Raw genomic sequence first — 22913 nt, forward strand, 5'->3', positions numbered from 1 at the left:
GCTCCCATTCAGGAGCCCAGGCGGAACGCCTGACTCAGCGTGAAAGCGCTTCCGTTGCGGCCTTCAGCCAGTCGCGGGTCTCGTCGCTGGTCAGCAGCGGCATCAGCTTTTCCCGCGTCTCGGCGTGATAGGCGTTCAGCCAATCCAGCTCCTCGTCGGTGAGCAGCGCCGGCAGCACCAGGCGGCGGTCGATCGGGCAGTAGGTGATGGTGCCGAAGCCGAGCATCGGCAGGTCGCCGCCTTCCACCATGGTCGCCGGCTGCACCACAATCAGGTTTTCGATGCGGATGCCGAAGGCGCCGGGGCGGTAGTAACCGGGCTCGTTGGAAAGGATCATGCCGGGCAGCAGCTCCTGGGTGGAAAGCCGGGCGATGCGCTGCGGACCTTCATGCACCGAGAGATAGGAGCCGACGCCGTGGCCGGTGCCGTGGGCGTAATCGGCGCCCGCCTTCCAGAGCGCGATGCGGGCCAAGGGGTCGAGATCGACGCCGCGCGACCCCTTGGGGAAACGGGCTATGCTGATCGCGATCATGCCCTTCAGCACCAGGGTGAAGAAGCGCTTCTGCTCTTCGGGAACCGCACCGATCGCCACCGTGCGGGTGATGTCGGTGGTGCCGTTGATGTATTGCGCGCCGGAATCGATCAGGAACATGGTGCCCGCTTCGATCGGCTGGTCGGTGGCGGTGGTGACGCGGTAGTGCATGATCGCCGCATGCGCGCCGGCGCCGGAGATCGTGTCGAAGGAGATGTCCTTGAGCGGGTTCTGCATGCGCTCGCCGACGGTGGCGCGGGCCGCTTCCAGCTGGTTGGTGGCGGCGATCTCGGTGACGGTTCCCGGCTGCTGGCTGTCGAGCCATGCCAGGAACTCGACCATGGCGGCGCCGTCCTGCAGGTGGGCGCGGGTCGACCCGTCGATCTCGGCCTTGTTCTTCTGGGCACGTGGCAGGCGGGCGGGATCGACCGCTTCGACCACCTTGCCGCCCTTGGAGCGGATCAGCTCGGAAATGGCGAAGGAGGCGAGGTCCGGGTCGATCATGACAGCGGCGCCGGCAGCACCGAGCGCTGCCAGGCTATCGTCGAAAGTCGAGGGCGCGACAATGTCGGCGATCTGGGTGAGGTAGGCTTCCTGCTCGATGCCAGTCTTGCGCTTGTCGAGGAAGAGCTCGGCGCGGCCGTCGGCGTGGATGATGGCGCGGGCCAGCGGATGCGGCGTATGCGGCACGTCGCTGCCGCGGATGTTGAAGGTCCAGGCGACGGAGGAGGGGTCCGTCAAGACCACGGCGCTGGCATCGGCCTTGGAAAGGCCCGCCGCGATTCTTGCGATCTTGTCCTTGGCGAGTTCGCCGGCATGCTCGATCGGCTGGATGCTGACCTTGCCGAGCGGTGCCGCGGGGCGGTTCGTCCAGATCTTGTCGAGCGGGTTGTGATCGAGGAAAACGAGCGAGCCACTGATGACGGCGAGCGCCTTTTCCAGCCGGCGGACTTCCGCGCCGGTGTGCAGCCAGGGATCGATGCCAAGCTTGAAGCCCTTGGCTCCGTGGTTTTCCAGCCAGAGATGCGGCGGCTCGCCGATGAGGTCGCCGCCAGTGAAAACGCTGCCGTCGACCTGTTCTTTCAGCTGCGTGACGTAACGTCCGTCGACGAAGACAACCGCTTCACGCCGCGTGACGAGGGCAACGCCGGCGGAGCCGGTGAAGCCGGTCAGCCAGGACAGACGCTCCGACGAGGCGGGTACGTATTCGCCCTGGAACTCGTCGGCGCGGGGCACGAGAAAGCCGTCGATGCCGAGGGCCGCGAAGGACGCGCGCAGGGCTTCGGTGCGCTCCTTGCCGAATTGCGGCGTGGAGGTGACTTCAAAAGACTGAAACATGGGGGAATTCCGGTAGATTGAGCGGTAAACCGCGGGAAAGATGTGCAGCCATGTTAGCGGAAATCGCCCTTGCCGGGAAAGAGGCGATATCCTGCGATCCAGCACACAGCGACTCTTCTGGTTGCAGTTTGATGAGAGAGCAATTGCTCATTTATAATACATATGCGCTCAGTGCATGGCACCCATGCCAAGAAGCCTCTTTCTCTATCGGAATAATAGTTTATAAGCCGCCTCAACGAACACGGACGAACATCCGGTGGTTCAAAAGACTGCGGTTCCGAGAATAGTTGGTCATTCTGTTCTCCTCCTCCCTCAAGGGTGGCCAGCTTCGGAACGGTAGACGCCCGCTCGAGCACTCCTCCTCCTCAGGCTCGCGGGCATGGTTGGCCAAAAGCCAGCCAGCAGGCGATGCCCCTGGCATCGCCTTTGTTTCGAAAGGCCGCCCGTCATGATGGACGTGGCGGCCTTTTCGTTTTTTCCTGGCTTGCTTCTGTCGCCGTCACGCCGATGCTCGCGGCATTTCTCGTGAAGCTTCTTGCATAGGCGCTGCGGCCAACAGCCGGCGCGGCAATCCGCATTTGCCCCTCACCCTAACCCTCTCCCCGCAGGCGGGGCGAGGGGACGTGCCCGATAGCGGCCGTCATGCGCTGGGGCTTTCGCTGCCTGTCGGGGCGCGGCTGAAAGCAGCCGCAACGAGTCGGAAGTTAACCGGTGGATGAAGCGGTGCGGCAGGTCCCTTCGCCCCGCATGCGGGGAGAAGGTTCCGGCAGGCGGATGAGGGGCAGCTTCAAGCGTCCGCGCCTACGCCTCACTTCTCCAAATGAATCGTCACCCAGCCGTTCCGCCAGATGGTGCGCACGTGGCGCAGGTGCTGGCCGTTGTAATGGGCAAGCACCTTCCAGCGCTGTTCGGCGAGAATGCCGGACAGGATCACCGAGCCGCCGGGGGCGAGATTGGCGACGAGCTGCGGCGCCATCTTCATCAGCGGGCGCGCGAGGATGTTGGCGATGATCAGATCGAACGGGCCGTTGGTGCTGAAGGCGGTCGAGTGGAAGCCGGGGGCCGTGGCAAAGGTCATGCCGGTGACGACGCCGTTGACCCGGGCGTTTTCTTCCGCGACGCGGGTGGCGATCGGGTCGATGTCGGTGGCAAGCACCGGCACGTGCATGAGCTTCCAGGCGGCGATTGCGAGCACGCCGCTGCCGGTACCAAGGTCGAGCACGTTGCGCACGGTGCGGGTGCGGGCAACCGTGGCGATCACTTCGAGGCAGCCGGCGGTGGTGCCGTGATGGCCGGTGCCGAAGGCCTGGCCGGCATCGATCTCGATGGCGATCTCGCCGGTCTTCACCTTGTCGCGGTCATGCGAGCCGTGCACGACGAAGCGGCCGGCGCGCACGGGCGCCAGCCCCTCGAGCGACTTGGCGATCCAGTCGATATCCGGCAGCACTTCGCGCTCGATCGGGAGATGGGCGAAGTCTTCGGCCAGTGCGTCAGTGAGGCGTTCGTTCACGCTCTCCTCGTCGACTGCCATCATGTAGATCGAGGCTTCCCAGACGTCGCGCTTTTCATCGACCTCCGTCGTGCCGATGGCAAAGTCCTCTTCGCCGAAGACTTCGCTCAGGCGGTCGAGCACGGCTTCCGCCTGCTTCTCGGTGGTGGTGACGAAAAGTCTGATCTCGCTCAAGGCCCTGTCCTTCGGCTGGGAAATCCGCCGCCCGCATCAAACCGTTGAGGGGTGCGCTAAGCGTCGGCAATCGTGCGCTGTGCGCTATCACGATTGCCCCGCAAACGCAAAGCGCCGGGCAGGGCCGGCGCTTGCAATCGATCGGTCAAGGGCGCGTGTTAGCCCTTGGTCAGATTTTCCAGCTTCTTGACCGCTGTTTCCGGGTTTTCCTCATAAGCGATGGTGCCGGAGAAATGGCCGTTGGCGTCGAGCAGGAACACGGAGGCCGTGTGGTCCATCGTGTAGTCGCCGTTGGGCTGGGCAGCGTCGACCGGCACCTTCTTGGCGTAGACGCGGAAACCCTTGACCATCTCCATCACCTTGTCGGCCGGGCCGGAAATGCCGGTGATGCGCTTGGAAACGTTGGAGACGTACTGGCCGAGGATTTCGGGCGTGTCACGCTCGGGATCGACGGTGATGAAATAGGCCTGCAGCTTGTTGCCTTCCGGGTCGACCTTTTCCAGCCAGCCGTTCAGTTCGAACAGCGTCGTCGGGCAGACTTCCGGGCAATGGGTGAAGCCGAAGAAAAGCGCGGTCGGCTTGCCGGTAAACGCCTTCTCGGTAATCTCCTTGCCGTCCTGCGAGACCAGCGTGAAGGGAACGCCGAAGGGGCCGGTGGCGGCCTCCTGCTTCGACTGGGTCATTTCATAGGTCAGCCACCCCAAGATGCCCGCCATGACGACGACGGCGGCCCAGAGGACGATGCGGATGGTTTTCATGCGTGCTACCGATTTTGTTGGGGCCGAAGACGGCCATGTCCGGTTGATAGGCCCTTGATACCGCCTTCACCGGGGCCGCGCAAATGGGACAATTGCCGCAGGTTGTGGCCGCGGAGGTGCTCTCAGCCCCTCATCCGGCCTGCCGGCCACCTTCTCCCCGCAGGCGGGGCGAAGGAACCTCGCCGGACCGTCTCGTTCCAATCGCTGCACTAACATTCGAGGCGAAGAACCGTGCGGTTGCGCCGCTGATGCTCCCGTCCCCCTCTCCCCGCAAGCGGGGAGAGGGTTAGGGTGAGGGGCGGAGGCGGGCCTCGAAGCTGTCGGGCCGTCCTAGAAGCACCAGGAAAGGCCGGATTGGGCGAGCGCCAGGAAGATATCGGCGCCATTTTCGATCCAGCCGCGGAAGGCGAGCAGGAGCACAACCGCAATCGCAGCCGCAAGGCTTGCGGCAAGGGGAAGGCGGATCGAGCGCTGGGTCTTCGTGTTCATGGCGTCATCATAACAGCTCGCGCGGCAAGGGGAAGCCGGGCGATTTGCCGGGTGCGGCCGGAGGCGCGTTCCGGTCGGTGCAGGAAACGGTGGAAAACCGCGCCTGAGGTTCCATTCGATTGTGCCCGCAAATGCCGGGAAACCAGAGCTTGCAGCGCATATGCGCAAACATTGAAATAGCCGATTTCGCTGGGGATTGGGCGACCGCCTTAGCGAATGCTTAAGGTCTGTTTGACACTGTTTTTCCACGCGGTCGGAGTGTTCGTGCTCCGATATGACATGAGGTCAGCCAGCTTTATCGGCCCCGGTTTTCCGTATCGATCGTAGGAGGACTCCGCTTCACGCGGATCCGTGACCATGGACTCCCTATGACTGCCACATCTCCTTCCCTGAAACGCAATCTTTCCGTGAGCCAGCGGCTGGCGACGCTTGCCGGCGCCGCTTTTGTCGGCTTCGGCTCCGTGCTCGGGGTGGGCTGGTACCAGGGCGGCCAAGCCAATAACGCCTTGCAGGGCGCTGTCGCGGCGCAGAACGGGCTGACGACCGTCGATGAGGTCCATCTGGCGACGACCAATCTCGTGCTCAACGCGATGGATAGCATCATCGACAGAGAAGAGGGCGCGATCCAGCCGGCGCGCGCCGCCAGCATTGCCGAGATCCTGAAGCTGCTCGAAACGAAGTCCGTTGAGATCCAGGCGCTTGCCAAGCTCTTGGGCCGGAGCGAGGTGCTTTCGACCTTCGACGCCGATGTCGCGGAACTGCGCAAGGCGATCGGCACCGACCTGAAGACGCTGATCGAAGGCAAGGCTTCGGCCGACGACTTCGGCAAGATCGACGATGCGATCGACGGCGCCGGCGAACGGGTCGCCACGGCTTTGACCGGACTTTCCGAAGCGGCGACCGAGTTGGTGCAGACGCGCGTTGCCGAGGCGCGCACTGTGTCCGACCAGGCGTTCCAGCTTCAGGTGGCGGCTGGGCTGCTGGCGATGGCGACGCTGCTTTATCTGCTCTGGTTCCACGGCAGCACGCTCCGCGCCGGCATCCTCGGCCTGCGCAACGGCATGCAGCGGATCCAGAACGGCGATCTTTCAACCAAGGTCGAGGCGCTCGACCGCGGCGACGAAATCGGCGCGATGGCGCGCTCGGTCGATCTCTTCCGTCTTTCGGCCATCGAGAAGCAATCGCTCGAACAGAGCGCCGCACTCAGCCGGCGGGAAATCGAGAAGGAACGCGAAGATCAGCAGAGCGAGCGCGAGGAAGCGGTGCGCCGTATCCAGGCGGCGATCGACAATCTCGGCCGTGCCCTGACCCAGCTTGCCGATGGCGATCTTGCCGTGGCGATCGAGCGGCCCTTCGACGGCAATCTCGATCAGCTCCGCCAGAACTTCAACCAGACGGTCGAGCGGCTGCGCGTGGTGCTTTCGAGCGTCAAGGAGAATGCGCTCTCGATCGAATCGAACGGTCGCCAGATGCGCACGGCCGCCGACGATCTCGCGCGCCGCACCGAACGACAGGCGGCCTCGCTGGAACAGACGTCGGCTGCCCTCGACGAAATCACCGTCACGGTCCGCACCGCGACCCAGCGCGCCGAAGAGGCAAGCCGCATGGTCGGCGAGACGCGCACCAATGCGGAGGAATCCGGCCGCATCGTCGGTGAGGCGATCGCCGCCATGGCGCGGATCGAAAGCGCCTCGAACGAGATCGGCAAGATCATCAACGTCATCGACGAGATTGCCTTCCAGACCAACCTTCTGGCGCTGAATGCCGGCGTTGAGGCGGCCCGCGCCGGTGAGGCCGGCAAGGGCTTTGCGGTCGTGGCGCAGGAAGTGCGCGAACTGGCGCAGCGCGCCGCCGGTGCCGCCAAGGATATCAAGGCGCTGGTCAGCCGCTCCGGCAACGAGGTCGGCAGCGGCGTCAAGCTCGTCCAGGCGACGGGCGAAGCGCTCGGCCGGATCGGTGCCGATGTCGCACGCATCAACGAACACATGACCTCGATCGTCATGGCTGCGCGCGAACAGTCGACCGGCCTCAACGAGATCAGCACCGCCGTCGGCCAGCTCGACCAGATGACGCAGCAGAATGCCGCGATGGTCGAGCAGACCAACGCGTCGAGCCACACGCTGGCGCAGGACGCCGAGCGTCTGACCGGCCTCGTCGGCCAGTTCCGCGAAGGCCACACGATGCAGCGCGCCATGCCCACCTTGGCGCCGGCCCCGGTGGCGCCGCCGGCAAGGGCGGCAATTGCTTCGGTGCAGACGAAAGCCCCTTCGGCTTCTGCCGTTCAACGGCCGGCCGCCAAGGGCACCGGCGAACCGGTGCCGCTGCGCAAGATCGGCACCGCCAAAATGGCCTCGTTTCCAACTCCATCTCCCGCAAAGGCCCTGATGGGCAAGCTGGCGGGCGCATTCGGCAACAAACCGGGCTCTGTGCCGTCGACGACGGCTTCCGGTGAAAACTGGGAAGAATTCTGATCATGACCAACGCACTCAAGCAGTCCGGTGCCTATCTCGAAATCGTGTCGTTCCATCTCGGCGACCAGGAATTCTGCATCGATATCATGGCGATCCGCGAAATCCGCGGCTGGGCGCCGGTGACGCCGATGCCGCACACGCCGCCTTACGTGCTCGGCCTCATCAACCTGCGCGGCGCGGTGATCCCGGTGATCGACATGGCCGCCCGCCTCGGCATGAAAATGACGGAGCCGTCGGAACGCTCGGCGATCATCGTCACCGACATCGCCGGCAAGCTCGTCGGCCTGCTGGTCGAGCAGGTCTCCGACATGATGACGATCAAGAGCGAAGCCCTGCAGCCCGCGCCGGAGATCATTCCGGAAGCGCAGCGTGCCTTCTGCCGCGGCATCGTCGCTCTCGAAAAGACGATGGTCTGCTTCCTCAACCTCGACACGGTCATTGCCGACGAGCTGGCCCAGGCCGCCTGAGTTCGACACCTGGCAGAGTTGACGGGCACCCCGGCGGGATCTCCGCCGGGGTGTTTTTCGTTTCGGCAGGTAGTGGATCGCGCCGGTCAAATTAAACTTCGGCAATGATCTTCACGCTTGGGCGATACCATTGTGACAAATCGTCATGTGGCGAGCTGGAATACTTGTACTAACTTACCGTTGTTGCTGGGTGCCCGAACGGAGGCCGGGTGCTCGGTCCCGACAACAGGAGTTGGACTCATGACAATCTCTGTAAGGAAACTTGTAGCCGCGCTCTCCGTAACGATGTTGATGGCTGGCCCGGCTCTGGCTGATAGCTACTATCAGGGCATCGACGCCAACAATCCTCCCGGAACGCGGAACACGCAAAAGGCCATGCCGCTGATGAAGCGGCCCTCTGCCACGGTTGACACGATGTCGACGGGCAGCATCAACAGAACCTCCACACCGACCCCCGTCTATCGCGATCGTCAGCCTTTCGGCGGCTATCAGGGCGGTGACGGCGAATATTATCAGGGCATCGTCCCGCCGAACTCCTACTAGAGCAGCGGAAGTGGAATGGGGTGCTCCCAGACACTTCGCCCTGTTCCGCCCTGATGAGGTTTCGCGAGCGCCCGTGAAGGGGCGGGCGCTTCGCACCCTTTGAGACGGATATCCTTGCAGGCTGACGCAGGCGGCAGGGGAGCGCTTACTGCGGCTTTCCGTTCTGCCAGGTCACCGTCTGGCCGTAGAGCGGAATGGTGGAGATCGACATCTTGGCCGAGCCGTCGGTCAATTCACGCGAATGCGCGAGATAGATCAGCGTATCGTTCTTCCGGTCGTAAATCCTTGTGACCAGCAGGTTCTTCCAGACAAGCGAAAGCCCTGAGCGAAACACTTCCTCGCCTTCCTTCGATAGCTCGATGTCGCCGATTTCGATCGGGCCGGTCTGCCGGCAGGCGATCGAGTTGTTCGATGGGTCCTCGAACCAGTTGCCGTTCTTCAGCCTGTCGATGACGCTGCGGTCGAAATAGGTGACGTGGCAGGTGACGCCCTTGATCTTCGGGTCGGTGACGGCATCGATCATGATATCGTTTCCGAGCCAGTCGACGCCGACCTCGCCGACCGTTTCGGCGCGGGCGGGCAGGGCGGTTACCGTAAAGGCGGCGAGACCGGCAACGAAGAGAGCGCGAACAGCACGCAACATGGATGTCCTCCTGCAGCGACGCGCGTCACTGAGACGCGTGAGAGGTCGCCGTAGCGTTTCGATGGCTGCATGTTTCGTCCGCGAATCGGTTGCGGTCCAAGGAGACATGCATTGGCCAAGCTCACATAGGTTCGGGAAGCGGCATTACAAGCCGCGGGGGTCAGTCAGCCGGTATCGCGCAGCAGCCGCGGCTCGAAGCTTCGGCTATCGGCGGCACGCATCTGTGCGGCTGCGGCCGCCAGCGCCCGCGCGCTCGCGTCCGGCTGGAAGCGGCCGGCAATCGTGCAGCGGTCGCGCCCGTCGGCCTTGGCGTCATAGAGCGCCATGTCGGCGCGGATCATGATGTCACTGATCGTGTCGCCCGGCACAGCCTCGGCAAGACCGATGCTCACCGTCAGCCGGATCGGCCGATCGAAGCGGCCGATCGGCGTGTCGCGCACCACGCGGCCGATCTCCTCGGCAAGCGTAAAGGCGGCATCTTCCGTGCAATTGGGCAGGACGATGCCGAACTCTTCGCCGCCGATGCGCCCCAGCGTGCCGCGGCCGGTGAGACAGGTGGCGACGGTGCCGGCAAAATGGCCGAGGGCGGCATCGCCAACCGCATGGCCATAGCGATCGTTGATCTGCTTGAAATAATCGAGATCGAGCAGCAGGAAGGATACCGGCTGTTGCCGCGCGAGACTGGTGGTGAGGGCGCGCTGGCCGAGATCGAGCAGGGCACGCCGTGACAGAGCGCCCGTCAGCTCGTCGCGGGCGATCGTGGTCTTGAGCTCGGTGATTACCCGGTTCTGGATCATCAGGATCACGCCCAGGAACAGTGCAGGCAGGTAGAAGTAACGCATGACGGCGCAGGCGAAATCCCAGCTGACGGGTGCAGGCGAAACCGATGCGGTCGCGTGGGCGGCGGGCGAAAACACGGTGACCGCGAGCAGCGTCGAGCAGCCGGTTGCCACGCAGGCGATGACGCAGAGCCGCTCTATCGGCCCGGGCGCCTGGCGCCGGTGCTGCGAACAGACGGCGATGATCAGCACGAAGGCGGCGGCAATGCCGATGACGGAGAGCGCATGCAAGGTGGTGCTCATGGCACCGAATGCGGCGATCAACAGCGCGACGAACGCCATCGACGCGGCCGCGACGAGGGACGTCGAGGTGCGTCTCTGAACGCCGAGTGCGTGGTGAAAGCCGCAGAGCACGAGCAGGCAGGCGCCGGCCAGGAACACGAAGCCGATCAGGGACAGAGGCTGCAGCGTCGGAAACGCGGAGAGCATCATGAACAGGGTCGCGGCACTGGCCACCGCACAGGCCGCGGCGAAGTCCGTGCCGCCCTCGATCATCGAGGCCCGCAGCGAAATCAGGACCGGGAGCATCGCCAGGAGGGCAATGATCGATATGGCAGGGAGAAAGCTCATTTCGAAACGGCCTGTCGTGCTAAAGTCAACAAAGGCGGCTTGCGTCTCAGCCAGATATGCAAGGCCAATTGGTAGCGAGGGCGCCTTAACGAAACCCGGTGGAATCCGTTGCAATTTTACCGATTGGTCGGGATTGGCACGGTTGTTCACATGCGCACCCCGGCAACCGATAGATGGTGGATTGTCCCGGCCTTCAGGCGCGCCAGGATAAGAGACCCGTGGATGTCCTTTGGCCGATGCGAGGACCGCGCGAGACGACCTGGAAACCGGGCCTGACAGCAAACGCCGGACGCGGGGGAACCCGAGCGGGTTTTCCTCATTTCGCGTCTGCGGGCCAAGTTCCTCCTCGTCCACTGGACGGGGATCCGACCCGCGGCGGCGGTGGAAACCTGGGAGAGATGAGGTGTTTACGGGAACATGGCTCTTCGAAGACAGGGCGGATGCCGGACGGCAGCTCGCTGAGACGATCGCGGGCGAGACGCTGATCGATCCGCTGCTGGTGGCGCTGCCGCGCGGCGGCGTGCCGGTTGCCTATGAGATCGCGGTTCGCATCGGCGCGCCGCTCGACATCTTGATCGTCCGCAAGATCGGCGCGCCGGGGCACGCGGAATTCGGGCTCGGCGCGCTGGTCGACGGCGAGGAGCCTGAACTGGTTCTCAACCGCCAGGCGATCCGGCTAGTGCGTCCGGCAAAGGGCTATCTGGAGGCGGAAACCCAACGCCAGCATGCCGAAATCCTGCGGCGCCGTACCCTTTACTTCGGCGATCGCACGCCGGTCTCACCCAGGGATCGTGACGTGATCCTCGTCGACGACGGAATTGCCACCGGCGGGACCGTGCGCGCGGCGATCAGGGCGTTGCGGCGGGCAAGCCCACGCCGCCTGATCCTTGCGGTTCCGGTGGCGCCGAAAAGCGAAATCGCCGAGCTGCGCAGCTCCGTCGACCTCGTCATCTGCCTCGCCACCCCCTTTGCCTTCCGCGCCGTCGGCCTGCACTACCGCGACTTCGAGCAGACGAGCGATGAGGAAGTGATCGCGTTGATGAAGAAGGCACGGCGGGAAGACGAGAGTTGAATGCGTCGACGCTGGCGCCTCGGTTGCCGTGAACGCCGAAACCCGTCCGAATAGTTGCATGAAGCGCGCTCACCCGTATTGCAACGGCAGGCCTCACGCGCCACATTCCCGGCGCGTGATGTTGGCGGAGTGGGCGCCGGAGGAGGCGACCCCGAGGAGAGATTATGGCCGCGAAGCTGGAAATTGGAAAGACGCTCGAGGATTTCTGTCGTCCGGAGCGCATGGCGCTGGTCGTCTACGACATGCAGGTGGGTATCACCAGGCAGATGAAGAATGGCGCCGAGATTACCGGCCAGGTGCTGAAGGTGCTGGATGCAGCGCGGGCAGGCGGCTTTCCGGTGATCTTCCTTCGGCACCTCTCAATGCCGAAGCCGCTGATGGGCGCCTTCCAGATGCGCCAGGCGATGGCGTGGCAGCGGACGGACGATCCGGATGCGGTGCATCCCTGGTTCCTGCGCGGCACGCCGGGCTTCGAGCTCGTGCCGGAGCTTGCGCCCCGCGAGGACGAGGCGATCCTCGACAAGATCACGTTCTCCGCCTTCGAGGGCACGCCACTTGCCATGATCCTGCGTGATCTCGGGCTCACCTCCTTTGCGATTTGCGGCATCGCCACCGAAATCGGCATCGACCCGACCGTGCGCCACGCCACCGACCTTGGCCTGGTGCCGATCGTCGTGCGCGACGCCTGCGGGGCAGGGCATCACGAGGCGGGCGAGCGCTCGATGGAAAACATCGTCTTCATGGGCGATGCGATCATGACCGATGTGGCGGCGATCACTTCGGCGATGGCCAAAGGGCGATGACCAGAGGGTAGGGCGGCAGTGCCTCTCCATCCAATCGATCATGGGACCGACAATGACAGACAATCTCCGCATCCGCCCGCTCGCCAGGGCCGACTATGAGCAATGGCTGCCGCTCTGGGATGGCTACAACGCCTTTTACGGCCGATCCGGCGAAACGCGCTCGACCCCGCGATCACTGCCATGACCTGGTCGCGCTTCTTCGATGCCTATGAGCCTGTTCATGCGCTGGTGGCCGAGAGCGAGGGGCGGCTGATTGGGCTCACCCATTACCTCTTTCACCGCAGCACGACGGCGATCCAGCCGAATTGTTATCTGCAGGACCTCTTCACCAACACGCAGGCACGCGGAAAGGGCGTCGGGCGGGCACTGATCGAGGGCGTCTACGAGGCGGCGCGGGCGGCCGGCTCGCCACGGGTCTATTGGCAGACGCACGAGACCAACGAGACGGCGATGGCGCTCTACGACAAGGTGGCGGAGAAGTCGGGATTTATCGTCTATCGCAAGATGGTTTGAGGCGCTTACGGCGCGTCGCGATCTTTTCGCACGACGTTATCGCAAAACTGCTGCGCACGGCGCGGCAAAGCGGTGTGCGGCACCTCACATATCCGCCTTTGCGAGGTTGCCGACTTCGTTTGTACCGGCGCTCGGCAACTGCATGGTCCAGATTTCGGTCAAGCCGAAGCCCTTGATGTCTTCATGGCCCGAGCATTCGAATTGGAAGTGCTCGTTCAGGCGCCGCCTGATCTCCGCGGTCGTCGTGATGCAACCGGGCTTGCCGATCGCTTCCAGGCGCGCGGCAAGGTTCACCGGCGCCCCCCAGACGTCGTAGGCGTATTTCGTTCGCCCAAGCACGCCGGCCGTTACCGATCCCGACGCCATGCCGGCGCGAAGCCTCAGCACGACATCGTAGCGTTCGCCGATCTCGCGGGCAGCGGCGATGGCGCCGAAGCCGAACGCGGCGGCCGCCTTCTCGGGGGCAGGGTGTCGGGCGGGCACGCCGGCCACGGCAAGATAGGCATCGCCAATGGTCTTGATCTTCTCAACACCGACCGCCGCCGCCAGCCTATCGAATTCGCTGAAGAGTTCGTTGAGCAGGCTCACGGTCCTTTCCGGTCCCAGGCTGTTTGACAGGCTCACGAACTGGACGATGTCGGTCAGGACTACGGTCGCGTGCTCGAATTCATCGATGATCGTTTCCCGCTCATTCCTAAGCAGGCGCGCCACGATCTCGTCCGGCATGATCGACGCCATGAGGCGGGCCAGCCGCCCTTGTGCTTCTCTCGCCAGGTGGAAGGCATAGTAGATCGTGGCGAAGCACATGAGGGTGAGGGTGACGATCGACGAGGAATAGATGAGCTGCAGGAAGCCGCTGGCGTCATAGACGCCTGACCGCGCCTCCGGGAACGCGATGGATGCCGCGATGACCGTGATCGTGGCCGTGGCGCTCAAGACCGCCACCAGGGCGACGTTCTGGAACCCAAGGATCGCGAAGGCGACCGGCGTTGCGCCGAGCAGCGTCAAAAGCACGCCGGAGTCTCTGCCGACATAGGAGGCGATCCACACGAGGATCACGACGCAGATCCCGAATTCCCAAAGCCCTGATGCCACGCGCCCGAACCGATGAAAGAGGGGCGTCAGCGCGGCGGCCGCCGCCAGAGCGAGATTGGCATAGACGAGCGGGACCAGACTTGGTTCGCCGTGGAGTGCGTAGATGAGAGCAAAGCCCGTGGTGGTGACGACGATCACGCACGCCGCGACATTCGCAACGAGAATGCCTTCGCGGTCATCCTCGGCAGCATTTGAAGCGCCTACCTCCAGCAGGCCGCGAACAGCGCTCGTCCAGGACATGTCTCCATCCACTTCGCGTCGAGGGAGATCGGTACAAGGTTTCGTTCAAACGCGAGAATTGTGCCTGCAATTATTAGTGCACTTCGCCGGTCGACGCCATGAGATCGACGGTTGCGCGGTCACTGGGGAATGCACGCGAGGAGGGCTCTGACCTCCTCACACCTTCTCGACAAACCCATCCAGCACGCGCTTCTGGCCGGCGCGGTCGAAGTCGATGGTGAGCTTGTTGCCTTCGATCGCGGCGATGTTGCCGTTGCCGAACTTGATGTGGAAGACGCGGTCGCCGACCGAGAAGCGCGAGGGTTCCGTGGCTGTCGATTTTGCCACCAGCTCGCCGTCGATCGTGCGGCCGCGCGGGCCGCTTTCGCCGTAGCCGATGCGTTCGACCGCGTGGCCGGAGCGGGTGCCCCAGTTGTCGCGGGTGGCGTCGGAACGGTGCTGCTGGGCGCGCTTCCAGCCCGGTGTCGAATAGGTGTTCTGGAAGGGATCGGCCTTGTCGAAGCGTGACTGGCCGTAACCGCCGCGGCCATAGCCGCCATAGGATTGCTCGCTCTCGGCCACGTCGACATGGGCGAGCGGCAGCTCTTCGAGGAAGCGCGAGGGCAGCGTCGATTGCCAAAGGCCGTGGATGCGACGGTTGGAGACGAACCAGATGTGGCAGCGGTGCTTGGCGCGGGTGATGCCGACATAGGCAAGGCGCCGTTCTTCTTCCAGGCCGGAGCGGCCGCCTTCGTCGAGCGCGCGCTGGTGCGGGAAAAGGCCTTCCTCCCAGCCGGGCAGGAAAACGGTGTCGAACTCCAGCCCCTTGGCCGAGTGCAGCGTCATGATCGACACGGCGTCGAGGTTTTCGTTCTGCTCGGCATCCATGACGAGGGCGACGTGTTCGAGGAAGCCGCGCAGGCTCTCGAAGGCTTCCATCGAGCGGATGAGTTCCTTGAGGTTTTCCAGCCGTCCGGGGGCCTCGGCCGACTTGTCGTTCTGCCACATGGCGGTATAGCCGCTCTCGTCGAGGATCTGCTCGGCAAGCTCGGTGTGCACGGTGGTTTCCAGCAGGCTCTGCCAGCGGCGGAAATCGGTGACGACGTCGAAGAGGGCTTTCCGCGCCCTCGGCTTCAACTCGTCGGTCTCGATGATGTCACTGGCGGCAGCCAGCATCGGGATATCGCGAGCGCGGGCATAGTCGTGCAGGGTGCGCACGGTGGTGTCACCGAGGCCACGCTTCGGCGTGTTGACGATGCGCTCGAAGGCGAGGTCGTCGGCCGGCTGGCAGACGAGGCGGAAATAGGCCATCGCATCGCGGATTTCGAGGCGCTCGTAGAAGCGCGGGCCGCCGATGACGCGGTAGTTGAGGCCAAGCGTGACGAAGCGGTCTTCGAACTCGCGCATCTGGAACGATGCGCGCACCAGGATCGCCATGTCGTTGAGCTTGTGGCTCTTGCGCTGCAGCTGTTCGATTTCCTCGCCGACGGCGCGGGCCTCCTCTTCGGAATCCCAGGCGGCGTGCACCTGCACCTTCTCATCATCCGGATCGGTGCGGTCGGTAAAGAGCGTCTTGCCGAGACGGCCCTCATTGTGGGCGATCAGGTGGCCGGCGGCACCGAGGATGTGCTCGGTCGAGCGATAGTTGCGCTCGAGCTTGATGACCTTGGCGCCCGGGAAATCCTTCTCGAAGCGCAGGATGTTGTCCACTTCCGCGCCGCGCCAACCATAGATCGACTGGTCGTCGTCGCCGACGCAGCAGATGTTGATCTGCTGCTGTTTGTTCGCGCTCACGCTGTCGCCGCTGCGCGGCTCGCTCCGCGGGCGCGCGCCATCAGGCGCGGCGGCCGCTTGGCCTTGCCGGGCTGCACCCGGATTCGCGGTGTTTGATTGCCGGGGCCGCTGGGCCAAGAGCCGTAGCCACATGTACTGCGCCGTGTTGGTATCCTGGTACTCGTCTACGAGGATGTAGCGGAACTTGTCGTGATAATCCTTCAGCACGTCCGCATGGTTACGGAAGATGCGGATCGGGTGCAGGAGCAGGTCGCCGAAGTCGCAGGCGTTCAGCGTCAAGAGCCGGTTCTGATAGGCGGCGTAGAGTTCGCGGCCCTTGCCATTGGCAAAGGCGCGGGCGTCGCCCTCGGGGATCTGGGCGGGATCGAGGCCCTTGTTCTTCCAGCCGTCGATCATGCCGGCGAACTGCTTGGCCGGCCAGCGCTTGTCGTCGATGCCTTCGGCCTGGATGAGCTGCTTGATCAGCCGCACCACGTCATCGGTGTCGAGAATGGTGAAATCGGAGCGCAGGCCGACGAGCTCGGCATGGCGACGGAGCAGCTTGACGCCGATCGAGTGGAAGGTGCCGAGCCAGGGCATGCCTTCGACCGCATGGCCGACGAGCACGCCGATGCGCTCCTTCATCTCGCGCGCCGCCTTGTTGGTGAAGGTCACCGCAAGGATTTGCGAAGGGAAGGCGCGGTTGGTCGAAAGGATGTGGGCGATGCGGGTCGTCAGCACGCGGGTCTTGCCGGTGCCGGCGCCGGCAAGCACAAGCACGGGACCGTCAAGCGTTTCGACCGCCTCGGCCTGTTCCGGGTTGAGGCCGGAGAGATAATCCGGGCGCGGCTGGGCGCGATCGCGCGCCGCCATGGCGCGCGCGGCAATACCGCCGGCGGCGGGGATACCTCCGGGGGCTGGCGGCTGCTTGCGCGGCGCCGGCTCCTCGTCGAAGAAAGGAATGTCGTCGAAACCACTCATCATGCGGCTCAATGTAGTGATTCGGTGGGGAAAGGCCAGAAAGGATGTTCTTCTTTTATTCCGTTTTCTGCGCCAGCCGCACCAAGCCTGTGGAAAGACAGGCGATTTCGAGACCGCTTATTCTTGGTCGCACGTTTTGATTTGTCGCATGTCGTATCGCAAAACCGCTGCGCACTTTTGCGCGACATGCTTTATCCCGCCGTCTAAGACGGTATCGACCGGGACCTGCAGCGCTGTGGCAAGCTGGTTGGTGCGGGCGGCGAGCGAGATCACCCGCAAGAGGTCCGCGTGCTCGGCATCGCTCAGGCCCTTCGCCCTTGCCGCGGCCGTATGGGAATGGGCGCAGTAGCCGCAGCCATTGGTGACGGACACGGCGATATAGAGCATCTCTTTCACCAGCGGATCGAGCGCAGAAGGCGTTGCCATCACCGCCTTGACGTCGCCCCAGGTCTGCTCCAGCAGGCCCGGGTCGAAGGCGAGCCACAGCCACATATTGTTGATGAAATCGGATTTGCGCGTGGCGCGGATATCGTCGAACACGGCTTTGACGCGCGGGTCGGCTTCCGGGTTCTTCGGCGGCGTAACGGTGCTCATGGGCTCTCCTGCATGGTGCTGCCGGCGGCCCTGCGCCGCCGGATTTGAAGAGTATGGATCAAGCAAGGGCGAAGACGCGCGCCGGGCCGCCGGTGCCGCCGCGATGCTTCGGCGCGCCGAGAATGAGCGTCGCGCCCTTCACCGGCAGCTTGTCGAGGTTGGCGGCGGCCTCCAGCCCCCAGCGGCCCTCGGGCAGCCAGGCATAATGCGTGGCGAAATCCGGCGAGGGGCCATGGTCTAGCGAAAGCGTGTCGACGGCGATGCCGGCGGCCTTGCTCTCTTCGAGCAGGTATTTCGCCGCTTCGACATGGAAGCCGGGGAAGTGCAGTTTGCCGCCGCCATCGGCATTGCGGAACTTTTCCGTGCCCATATGCGCGGCCCAGCCCGAAAGCATGGCGACGCAGGCGTTTTCCGGGATCTCGCCATTGGCGGCGACCCAGGCCTTGAGGTCGTCGGGCGTCACCTGCGCATCGGCGTCGGCCGCGGCTTTTTCGCGTATGTCGACGATCACGAGCGGCACGACGAGTTTTTCCACCGGCAGCTCGGCGACCGACAGGCCATCGGCGGAGAAGTGCAGGGGCGCATCGACATGGGTGCCGGTGTGTTCGTTTATGCGCAGTTCGAACAGATTGAACTTTTCTTTGGCGTAGCTGAACTTTTGCTCGCGGAAGAACTGCTGCTGGCCGAAGAAGGTCGGGAAATCCTCGTGCAGCTCATGGGTCAAGTCCGTGACATTACTATGTCCCTGAGCCAATGCCGGGGGTGCCGCACCGGTGCTCGCCAAGGCAAGGCCGGCAGTTCCAACTGCTGCGGCCTTGAAGAAGCTGCGGCGAGACAGCATGCGCGCCTTCACTGTTTCCATCACACAGACATCGCACATCGTTCTTGCTCTCCTTCAAGAAACTTGAAAACCAGACGGCGAAACCGCTCGAAAAAGCGGCCGGCGGTTGCAGGATAGCGCGACCGAAGCCGCTGTAAATGCCGGCCTATGCAGCAAAGTGCGGTTCACGCTGAAAGCTGCGCTGGAATTGCTCTGCACGTCATCATGCCGCCACCAAAATCGCTTTTATTACAATTGCGTAATGATGGCATTCCGTCATTGCCCCGACACGCGCGAACGGGGATACTCCGCCCAATCGGAACGAACCGCCGGCCGCGCCGCGCTGGGGCGTGTTTTATGCTTAATCTGGAGACTTGAATGCGGGTTTGGAAACAGCTTGCGGTGAGCGCCGCTGTGCTTCTCGTGGGCGCAACCGTCTGGGTGCGGTTCGTGCCCGGCGCAGGCGAAACGCTTGCCGCCATCGGCGTTTCGCACCCGCTGATCGATGCCCTGTCCAAGCCCGGCGCCGGTGGCGGTGAGGGTGGCGAGCGCGGCAATGGCCGCGGCCAGGGTGGCAACAATGCCATCCTCGTCATGGTCCGGCCTTCGGCGACCGCTGTCGTCAACGACCGGCTGAACGCGATCGGCAACGGCGAAGCGATCCACTCGGTCACCGTGACGCCGACGGCAACCGGCAACCTCACCGAAATTCTCGTCCGCTCCGGCGAAAAGGTGGCCCAGGGCCAGGTGATCGCCAAGCTCGACAGCGACGACCAGAAGATCGCCGCCGACCAGGCGCGGCTGAACCGCGACAGCGCCCGCGAAAAGGTCGAGCGCTACCGCAATCTCAGCAACGCACGCGCTATGACCGCAGTCGAAGTGCGCGACGCCGAAATCGCCATGCAGACAGCGGAGCTGGCGCTGAAGACCGCCGAGCTCGATCTCAAGCGCCGCGATATCGTCGCACCGTCCAAGGGTGTCGTCGGCATCATCACCGTCAATGTCGGTGACTATGTCACGACGACGACGCCGATCGCCGTTGTCGACGACCGCTCGGAAATCCTCGTCGATTTCTGGGTACCGGAGCGCTTCGCCAACAAGATCACCGTCGGCCAGCCGGTCACCGCCTTTGCGATCGCCCAGCCGGGCAGCCAGCTCGATGGCGCAATCCACGCGATCGACAACCGCCTCGATCAGGCAAGCCGCACGCTGCGTGTGCGCGCACGGCTCGAAAACCCTGACGACATGCTGAGGGCGGGCATGTCCTTTTCCGTTACCGTCGCGTTTGACGGCGACACCTATCCGACGGTCGATCCGCTGGCGATCCAGTGGAGCTCGGAAGGCTCCTACATCTGGCGCGTTGCCGGCGATAAGAGCGAAAAGGTGCCGGTGAAGATCATCCAGCGCAATCCGGACAAGGTGCTCGTCGACGCGGCCCTTAACGAAGGCGACGAGATCGTGACCGAAGGCGTGCAGCGCCTGCGCGACGGCGGCGAAGTGCGCATCGCCGGTCGCGAGCGCAGCCGAGAGCCTGCGCAGAAGGTCGCGGAGGAAACCAAGTGAGCGGCGGCGAAGCGCACAGCAAAACGTCCGCCCGCGAGCGCGGCAAGACCGGCTTTACCGCACTCTTCATCCGCCGGCCGATTTTCGCGCTGGTGGTCAACACGCTGATCGTCGTTGCCGGCCTTGCCGCCTGGAACGGCATCGAGATCCGCGAACTGCCGCAGGTCGACCAGCCCGTCATCTCGGTGACCACCACGCTCGATGGCGCCGCCCCCGAGACGATGGACCGCGAGGTGACCTCGGTGGTTGAGGGCGCCGTTTCGCGCGTGCAGGGCATCCGCGACATCTCGTCGACCTCATCCTTCGGCCGCAGCCGCGTGACGCTGCAATTCTCCGACACCACCGATATCGGCCAGGCCTCCAACGACATCCGCGATGCGCTCGGCCGGGTGCGCAACCAGTTGCCCGACAATGTCGACGAGCCGAGCATCGTCAAAGCCGACGCCGACAGCCAGCCGATCATGCGGCTGGCGCTCACCTCCGACACGATGTCGATGGAAGACATGACGCTGCTCGTCGAAAACGAGATCAGCGACCGGCTGGCTGCCGTCGAAGGCGTCGCCGACGTTGCCGTCTATGGCGACCAGGAGAAGATCTTCCGCATCGACCTCGACCAGGCGAAGCTCGCCGGGCGCGGGGTGACGGTGGCCAACCTCCGCACCGCGCTCGCCAACGCCTCCTATGACGTGCCGGCCGGCAAGCTGACCAGCGCCAGCCAGGACATCTCGGTGCGCGCCACGGCCGACCTGCAGACGCCGGAGCAGTTTGAAAACCTGATCCTCGTCAACAATGTGCGCCTGCGTGACGTGGCCACCGTGACGCTCGGTCCCGATACCGGCACGACGGCGCTGCGCTCCAACGGCCGCCAGGGCATTGGCCTCGGGATCGTGCGCCAGGCGCAGTCCAACACCGTCGATATTTCCGAGGGCGTGCGCAAGGTCGTCGATACGATCCAGACGCAGATCCTGCCCGAGGGCACGCAGCTCAGGATCACCAGCGACGATGCCGTCTTCATCAACGGCGCCATCCATGAGGTCGAGATCGCGCTGATCGTCGCCGTCTTCATCGTAACGCTGGTCATCTACATGTTCCTGCTCGACTGGCGGGCGACGCTGATCCCGACGATCAGCATGCCGATCGCGCTGATCGGCACGGTGGCGGCGATCTATCTCGCCGGCTTTTCCATCAACATCCTGACGCTGCTGGCGATCGTGCTTGCGACCGGCCTCGTCGTCGACGATGCCATCGTGGTGCTCGAAAACATCGTGCGGCGGCGCGCCGAGGGGCTTGGGCCACGGGCGGCCGCCGTGCACGGCACGCTCGAAGTGTTCTTCGCGGTGCTGGCAACGACGGCGACACTTGCTGCCGTCTTCGTGCCGCTGTCGTTCCTGCCGGGGCAGACCGGCGGTCTGTTCCGCGAGTTCGGCTTCGTGCTCGCCTTCTCGATCCTGCTTTCCTCCTTCGTGTCGCTGACGCTCTGCCCGATGCTGGCCTCGCGCATGCTGACGAAGGAGCAGCATACGGTGCCGGGGCCGATGGCGCGGTTCGGCGCGCGGGCGGCCGGTTTTTATCGGGTGACACTTCGCGCCTGCCTCAACTCGCCGCTGATCGTCTTCGCCGTTGCCGCTTTCTTCACGGTGATGGGGGCCGCCGGCTTCCTGACGCTGAAATCGGAGCTGACACCGACAGAAGACCGCTCGCAGGTGATGATGCGCATCAACGCGCCGCAGGGTGTCTCGCTCGATTATGCCCAGGCGCAGATGCGCCGCATCGAGGACGGGCTGCAGCCGCTCGTCAAATCCGGCGAGATCGACAACATCTTCTCGATCTCGGGGCAGGGCGGCTCGGTCAACAGCGGCTTCATGGTGTTGACGCTCGCTTCCTGGGAGAAGCGCGACCGCAGCCAGCAGGAGATCGTCGCCGAGATCAACAGGGTGACGGCGCGCATTCCATCGGTCCGCGTCTTTGCGATGCAGCCCAACAGTCTCGGCATTCGCGGCGCCGGCAGCGGCCTGCAGGTGGCGCTTGTCGGCAACGACTACAACAAGCTCGGCGATGCGGCGGCGAAGCTGGTGCGCCAGATGGAAGACACCGGCCGCTTCGAGAACGTCCGGCTCAACTACGAGGCCAACCAGGCGCAGCTTTCGATCACCATCGACCGCGAGCGCGCCTCCGACATGGGTGTCGATATTGGCGGCCTTGCCTGGGCGCTGCAGGCGATGCTCGACGGCAACAGCGTCGTCGATGTCTATGTCGACGGCGAATCCTACCCGGTGAAGCTGCTCTCCTCCACCAATCCGGTCAACGACCCGACCGATCTGCAGAACATCTTCCTGAAGGCCGGCGACGGCAAGATCGTGCCGATGTCGACCATCGCCAGCGTCGAGGAGATGGCGGTGGCGCCGCAGCTCTCGCGGGAATCGCAGCTTCGCGCCGTCTCGCTCTCCGCGGGCCTCAAGTCGGACCTTGCGCTTGGCGAAGCGCTGACCATGGTCGAGCAGATGGCCGAGCCGCTGCTGCCGCCGGGTTCGCGCATCATGCCGCTCGCCGAAGCCGCGACGCTCAACGAAAACGCCAATGGCCTCTTCGTCACCTTCGGCTTTGCGCTCGTCATCATCTTCCTGGTGCTGGCCGCCCAGTTCGAAAGCTTCGTCAGCGGGCTCATCATCATGTCGACGGTGCCGCTCGGCCTTGCCTGCGCGGTCTTCGCGATGATCATGACCGGCAATACGCTCAACATCTACAGCCAGATCGGTCTGGTCATGCTCGTCGGCATCATGGCGAAGAACGGCATCCTGATCGTCGAATTCGCCAACCAGTTGCGCGATCGCGGCCAGGACGTGCGCTCGGCGATCGAGAACGCGGCCAATATCCGCCTGCGCCCTGTGATGATGACGATGATCGCCACCATCGTCGGCGCGGTGCCGCTGGTGCTGGCAAGCGGCGCGGGTGCGGAAGCACGCATCGCGCTCGGCTGGGTGCTGGTCGGCGGTCTCGGGCTGGCGGTGATCGTCACGCTCTACCTGACGCCGGTCGCCTACCTCGTCATTGCCCGCTTCACCAAGCCGCATGCGGACGAGGAGCGCAAGCTGCACGAAGAGATGGATGCAGCGGCGGCGCTGGAGGCGCATTGAGCCGGTAACTGG

Annotated in this window: 17 protein-coding genes and 1 pseudogene; 8 read left to right on the plus strand and 10 right to left on the minus strand. The window is 64.3% G+C overall.

Annotated features, from left to right (window positions below):
* Positions 1-34 precede the first annotated feature (34 nt).
* The 4 genes from ASE60_RS23575 to ASE60_RS35280 form a co-directional block, all read right to left on the minus strand.
* Positions 35-1870, minus strand: coding sequence for an aminopeptidase P family protein (locus ASE60_RS23575; protein WP_057253519.1), 1836 nt, complete (start codon positions 1868-1870; stop codon positions 35-37).
* 808 nt (positions 1871-2678) lie between these two features.
* A complete protein-coding gene (locus ASE60_RS23580) occupies positions 2679-3554 on the minus strand; it encodes a 50S ribosomal protein L11 methyltransferase (protein WP_057253521.1) in 876 nt (291 codons plus the stop codon).
* Positions 3555-3712: 158 nt separating this feature from the next.
* Positions 3713-4312 carry an SCO family protein gene (locus ASE60_RS23585; RefSeq protein WP_057253523.1) on the minus strand — a complete coding sequence of 200 codons (600 nt, stop codon included), beginning with the start codon at positions 4310-4312 and terminating at the stop codon, positions 3713-3715.
* Positions 4313-4642: 330 nt separating this feature from the next.
* Positions 4643-4801 (minus strand): hypothetical protein, encoded by a 159-nt coding sequence (locus ASE60_RS35280; protein WP_197417268.1) that lies wholly within the window; start codon positions 4799-4801, stop codon positions 4643-4645.
* A 368-nt stretch (positions 4802-5169) separates the two neighbouring features.
* Between ASE60_RS35280 and ASE60_RS23590 the strand changes: the two genes are divergently transcribed.
* The 3 genes from ASE60_RS23590 to ASE60_RS23600 all read left to right on the plus strand — a co-directional run bounded on the left by ASE60_RS23590 (position 5170) and on the right by ASE60_RS23600 (position 8282).
* A complete protein-coding gene (locus tag ASE60_RS23590; protein WP_057253525.1) occupies positions 5170-7272 on the plus strand; it encodes a methyl-accepting chemotaxis protein in 2103 nt (700 codons plus the stop codon).
* Positions 7273-7274: 2 nt separating this feature from the next.
* A complete protein-coding gene (locus tag ASE60_RS23595) occupies positions 7275-7739 on the plus strand; it encodes a chemotaxis protein CheW (RefSeq protein ID WP_057253527.1) in 465 nt (154 codons plus the stop codon).
* A 240-nt stretch (positions 7740-7979) separates the two neighbouring features.
* Positions 7980-8282: a hypothetical protein gene (locus tag ASE60_RS23600; RefSeq protein WP_082616023.1), complete on the plus strand. Its 303-nt coding sequence runs from the start codon at positions 7980-7982 to the stop codon at positions 8280-8282.
* Between the two features lie 145 nt (positions 8283-8427).
* Here ASE60_RS23600 and ASE60_RS23605 read toward each other — a convergent pair whose 3' ends face one another.
* Together ASE60_RS23605 and ASE60_RS23610 are read right to left on the minus strand one after the other, a co-directional pair.
* Complete coding sequence (locus ASE60_RS23605) at positions 8428-8925, minus strand: CreA family protein (RefSeq protein ID WP_057253531.1); 498 nt, start codon at positions 8923-8925, stop codon at positions 8428-8430.
* 164 nt (positions 8926-9089) lie between these two features.
* Positions 9090-10334 (minus strand): GGDEF domain-containing protein, encoded by a 1245-nt coding sequence (locus ASE60_RS23610; protein ID WP_244495688.1) that lies wholly within the window; start codon positions 10332-10334, stop codon positions 9090-9092.
* A 403-nt stretch (positions 10335-10737) separates the two neighbouring features.
* Here ASE60_RS23610 and ASE60_RS23615 point away from each other — a divergent pair, with 403 nt between their 5' ends.
* The 3 genes and pseudogenes from ASE60_RS23615 (at position 10738) to ASE60_RS23625 (ending at position 12722) form a co-directional block, all read left to right on the plus strand.
* On the plus strand, positions 10738-11406 hold the full coding sequence (locus tag ASE60_RS23615; protein ID WP_057253533.1) for a phosphoribosyltransferase: 669 nt from the start codon (positions 10738-10740) through the stop codon (positions 11404-11406).
* A 164-nt stretch (positions 11407-11570) separates the two neighbouring features.
* Entirely contained in the window at positions 11571-12209 is a 639-nt protein-coding gene (locus tag ASE60_RS23620; protein WP_057253535.1) for a cysteine hydrolase, read from the plus strand.
* Positions 12210-12261: 52 nt separating this feature from the next.
* Positions 12262-12722: pseudogene (locus tag ASE60_RS23625) on the plus strand (GNAT family N-acetyltransferase).
* Positions 12723-12806: 84 nt separating this feature from the next.
* Here ASE60_RS23625 and ASE60_RS23630 read toward each other — a convergent pair.
* From ASE60_RS23630 to ASE60_RS23645, 4 genes are all read right to left on the minus strand, one after another.
* The gene (locus tag ASE60_RS23630) at positions 12807-14057 is read right to left on the minus strand and encodes an adenylate/guanylate cyclase domain-containing protein (protein ID WP_057253537.1); all 1251 of its coding nucleotides are present in this window, start codon (positions 14055-14057) and stop codon (positions 12807-12809) included.
* Positions 14058-14213: 156 nt separating this feature from the next.
* Complete coding sequence (locus ASE60_RS23635) at positions 14214-16793, minus strand: UvrD-helicase domain-containing protein (protein ID WP_057253539.1); 2580 nt, start codon at positions 16791-16793, stop codon at positions 14214-14216.
* Positions 16794-16907: 114 nt separating this feature from the next.
* Positions 16908-17384, minus strand: a complete 477-nt coding sequence (locus ASE60_RS23640) for a carboxymuconolactone decarboxylase family protein (protein WP_082616025.1) — start codon at positions 17382-17384, stop codon at positions 16908-16910.
* Positions 17385-17442: 58 nt separating this feature from the next.
* Entirely contained in the window at positions 17443-18264 is an 822-nt protein-coding gene (locus ASE60_RS23645) for a cyclase family protein (RefSeq protein WP_057253541.1), read from the minus strand.
* A 318-nt stretch (positions 18265-18582) separates the two neighbouring features.
* On the opposite strand from ASE60_RS23645, the gene ASE60_RS23650 reads away from it, so the two are divergent.
* Complete coding sequence (locus ASE60_RS23650) at positions 18583-19767, plus strand: efflux RND transporter periplasmic adaptor subunit (protein ID WP_057253543.1); 1185 nt, start codon at positions 18583-18585, stop codon at positions 19765-19767.
* Complete coding sequence (locus tag ASE60_RS23655; RefSeq protein ID WP_057253545.1) at positions 19764-22901, plus strand: efflux RND transporter permease subunit; 3138 nt, start codon at positions 19764-19766, stop codon at positions 22899-22901. Before ASE60_RS23650 ends, ASE60_RS23655 begins: the two co-directional genes overlap by 4 nt.
* Positions 22902-22913: the final 12 nt, after the last annotated feature.

It is taken from the genome of Ensifer sp. Root278 (genome assembly GCF_001429285.1).
Taxonomy (GTDB): domain Bacteria; phylum Pseudomonadota; class Alphaproteobacteria; order Rhizobiales; family Rhizobiaceae; genus Ensifer.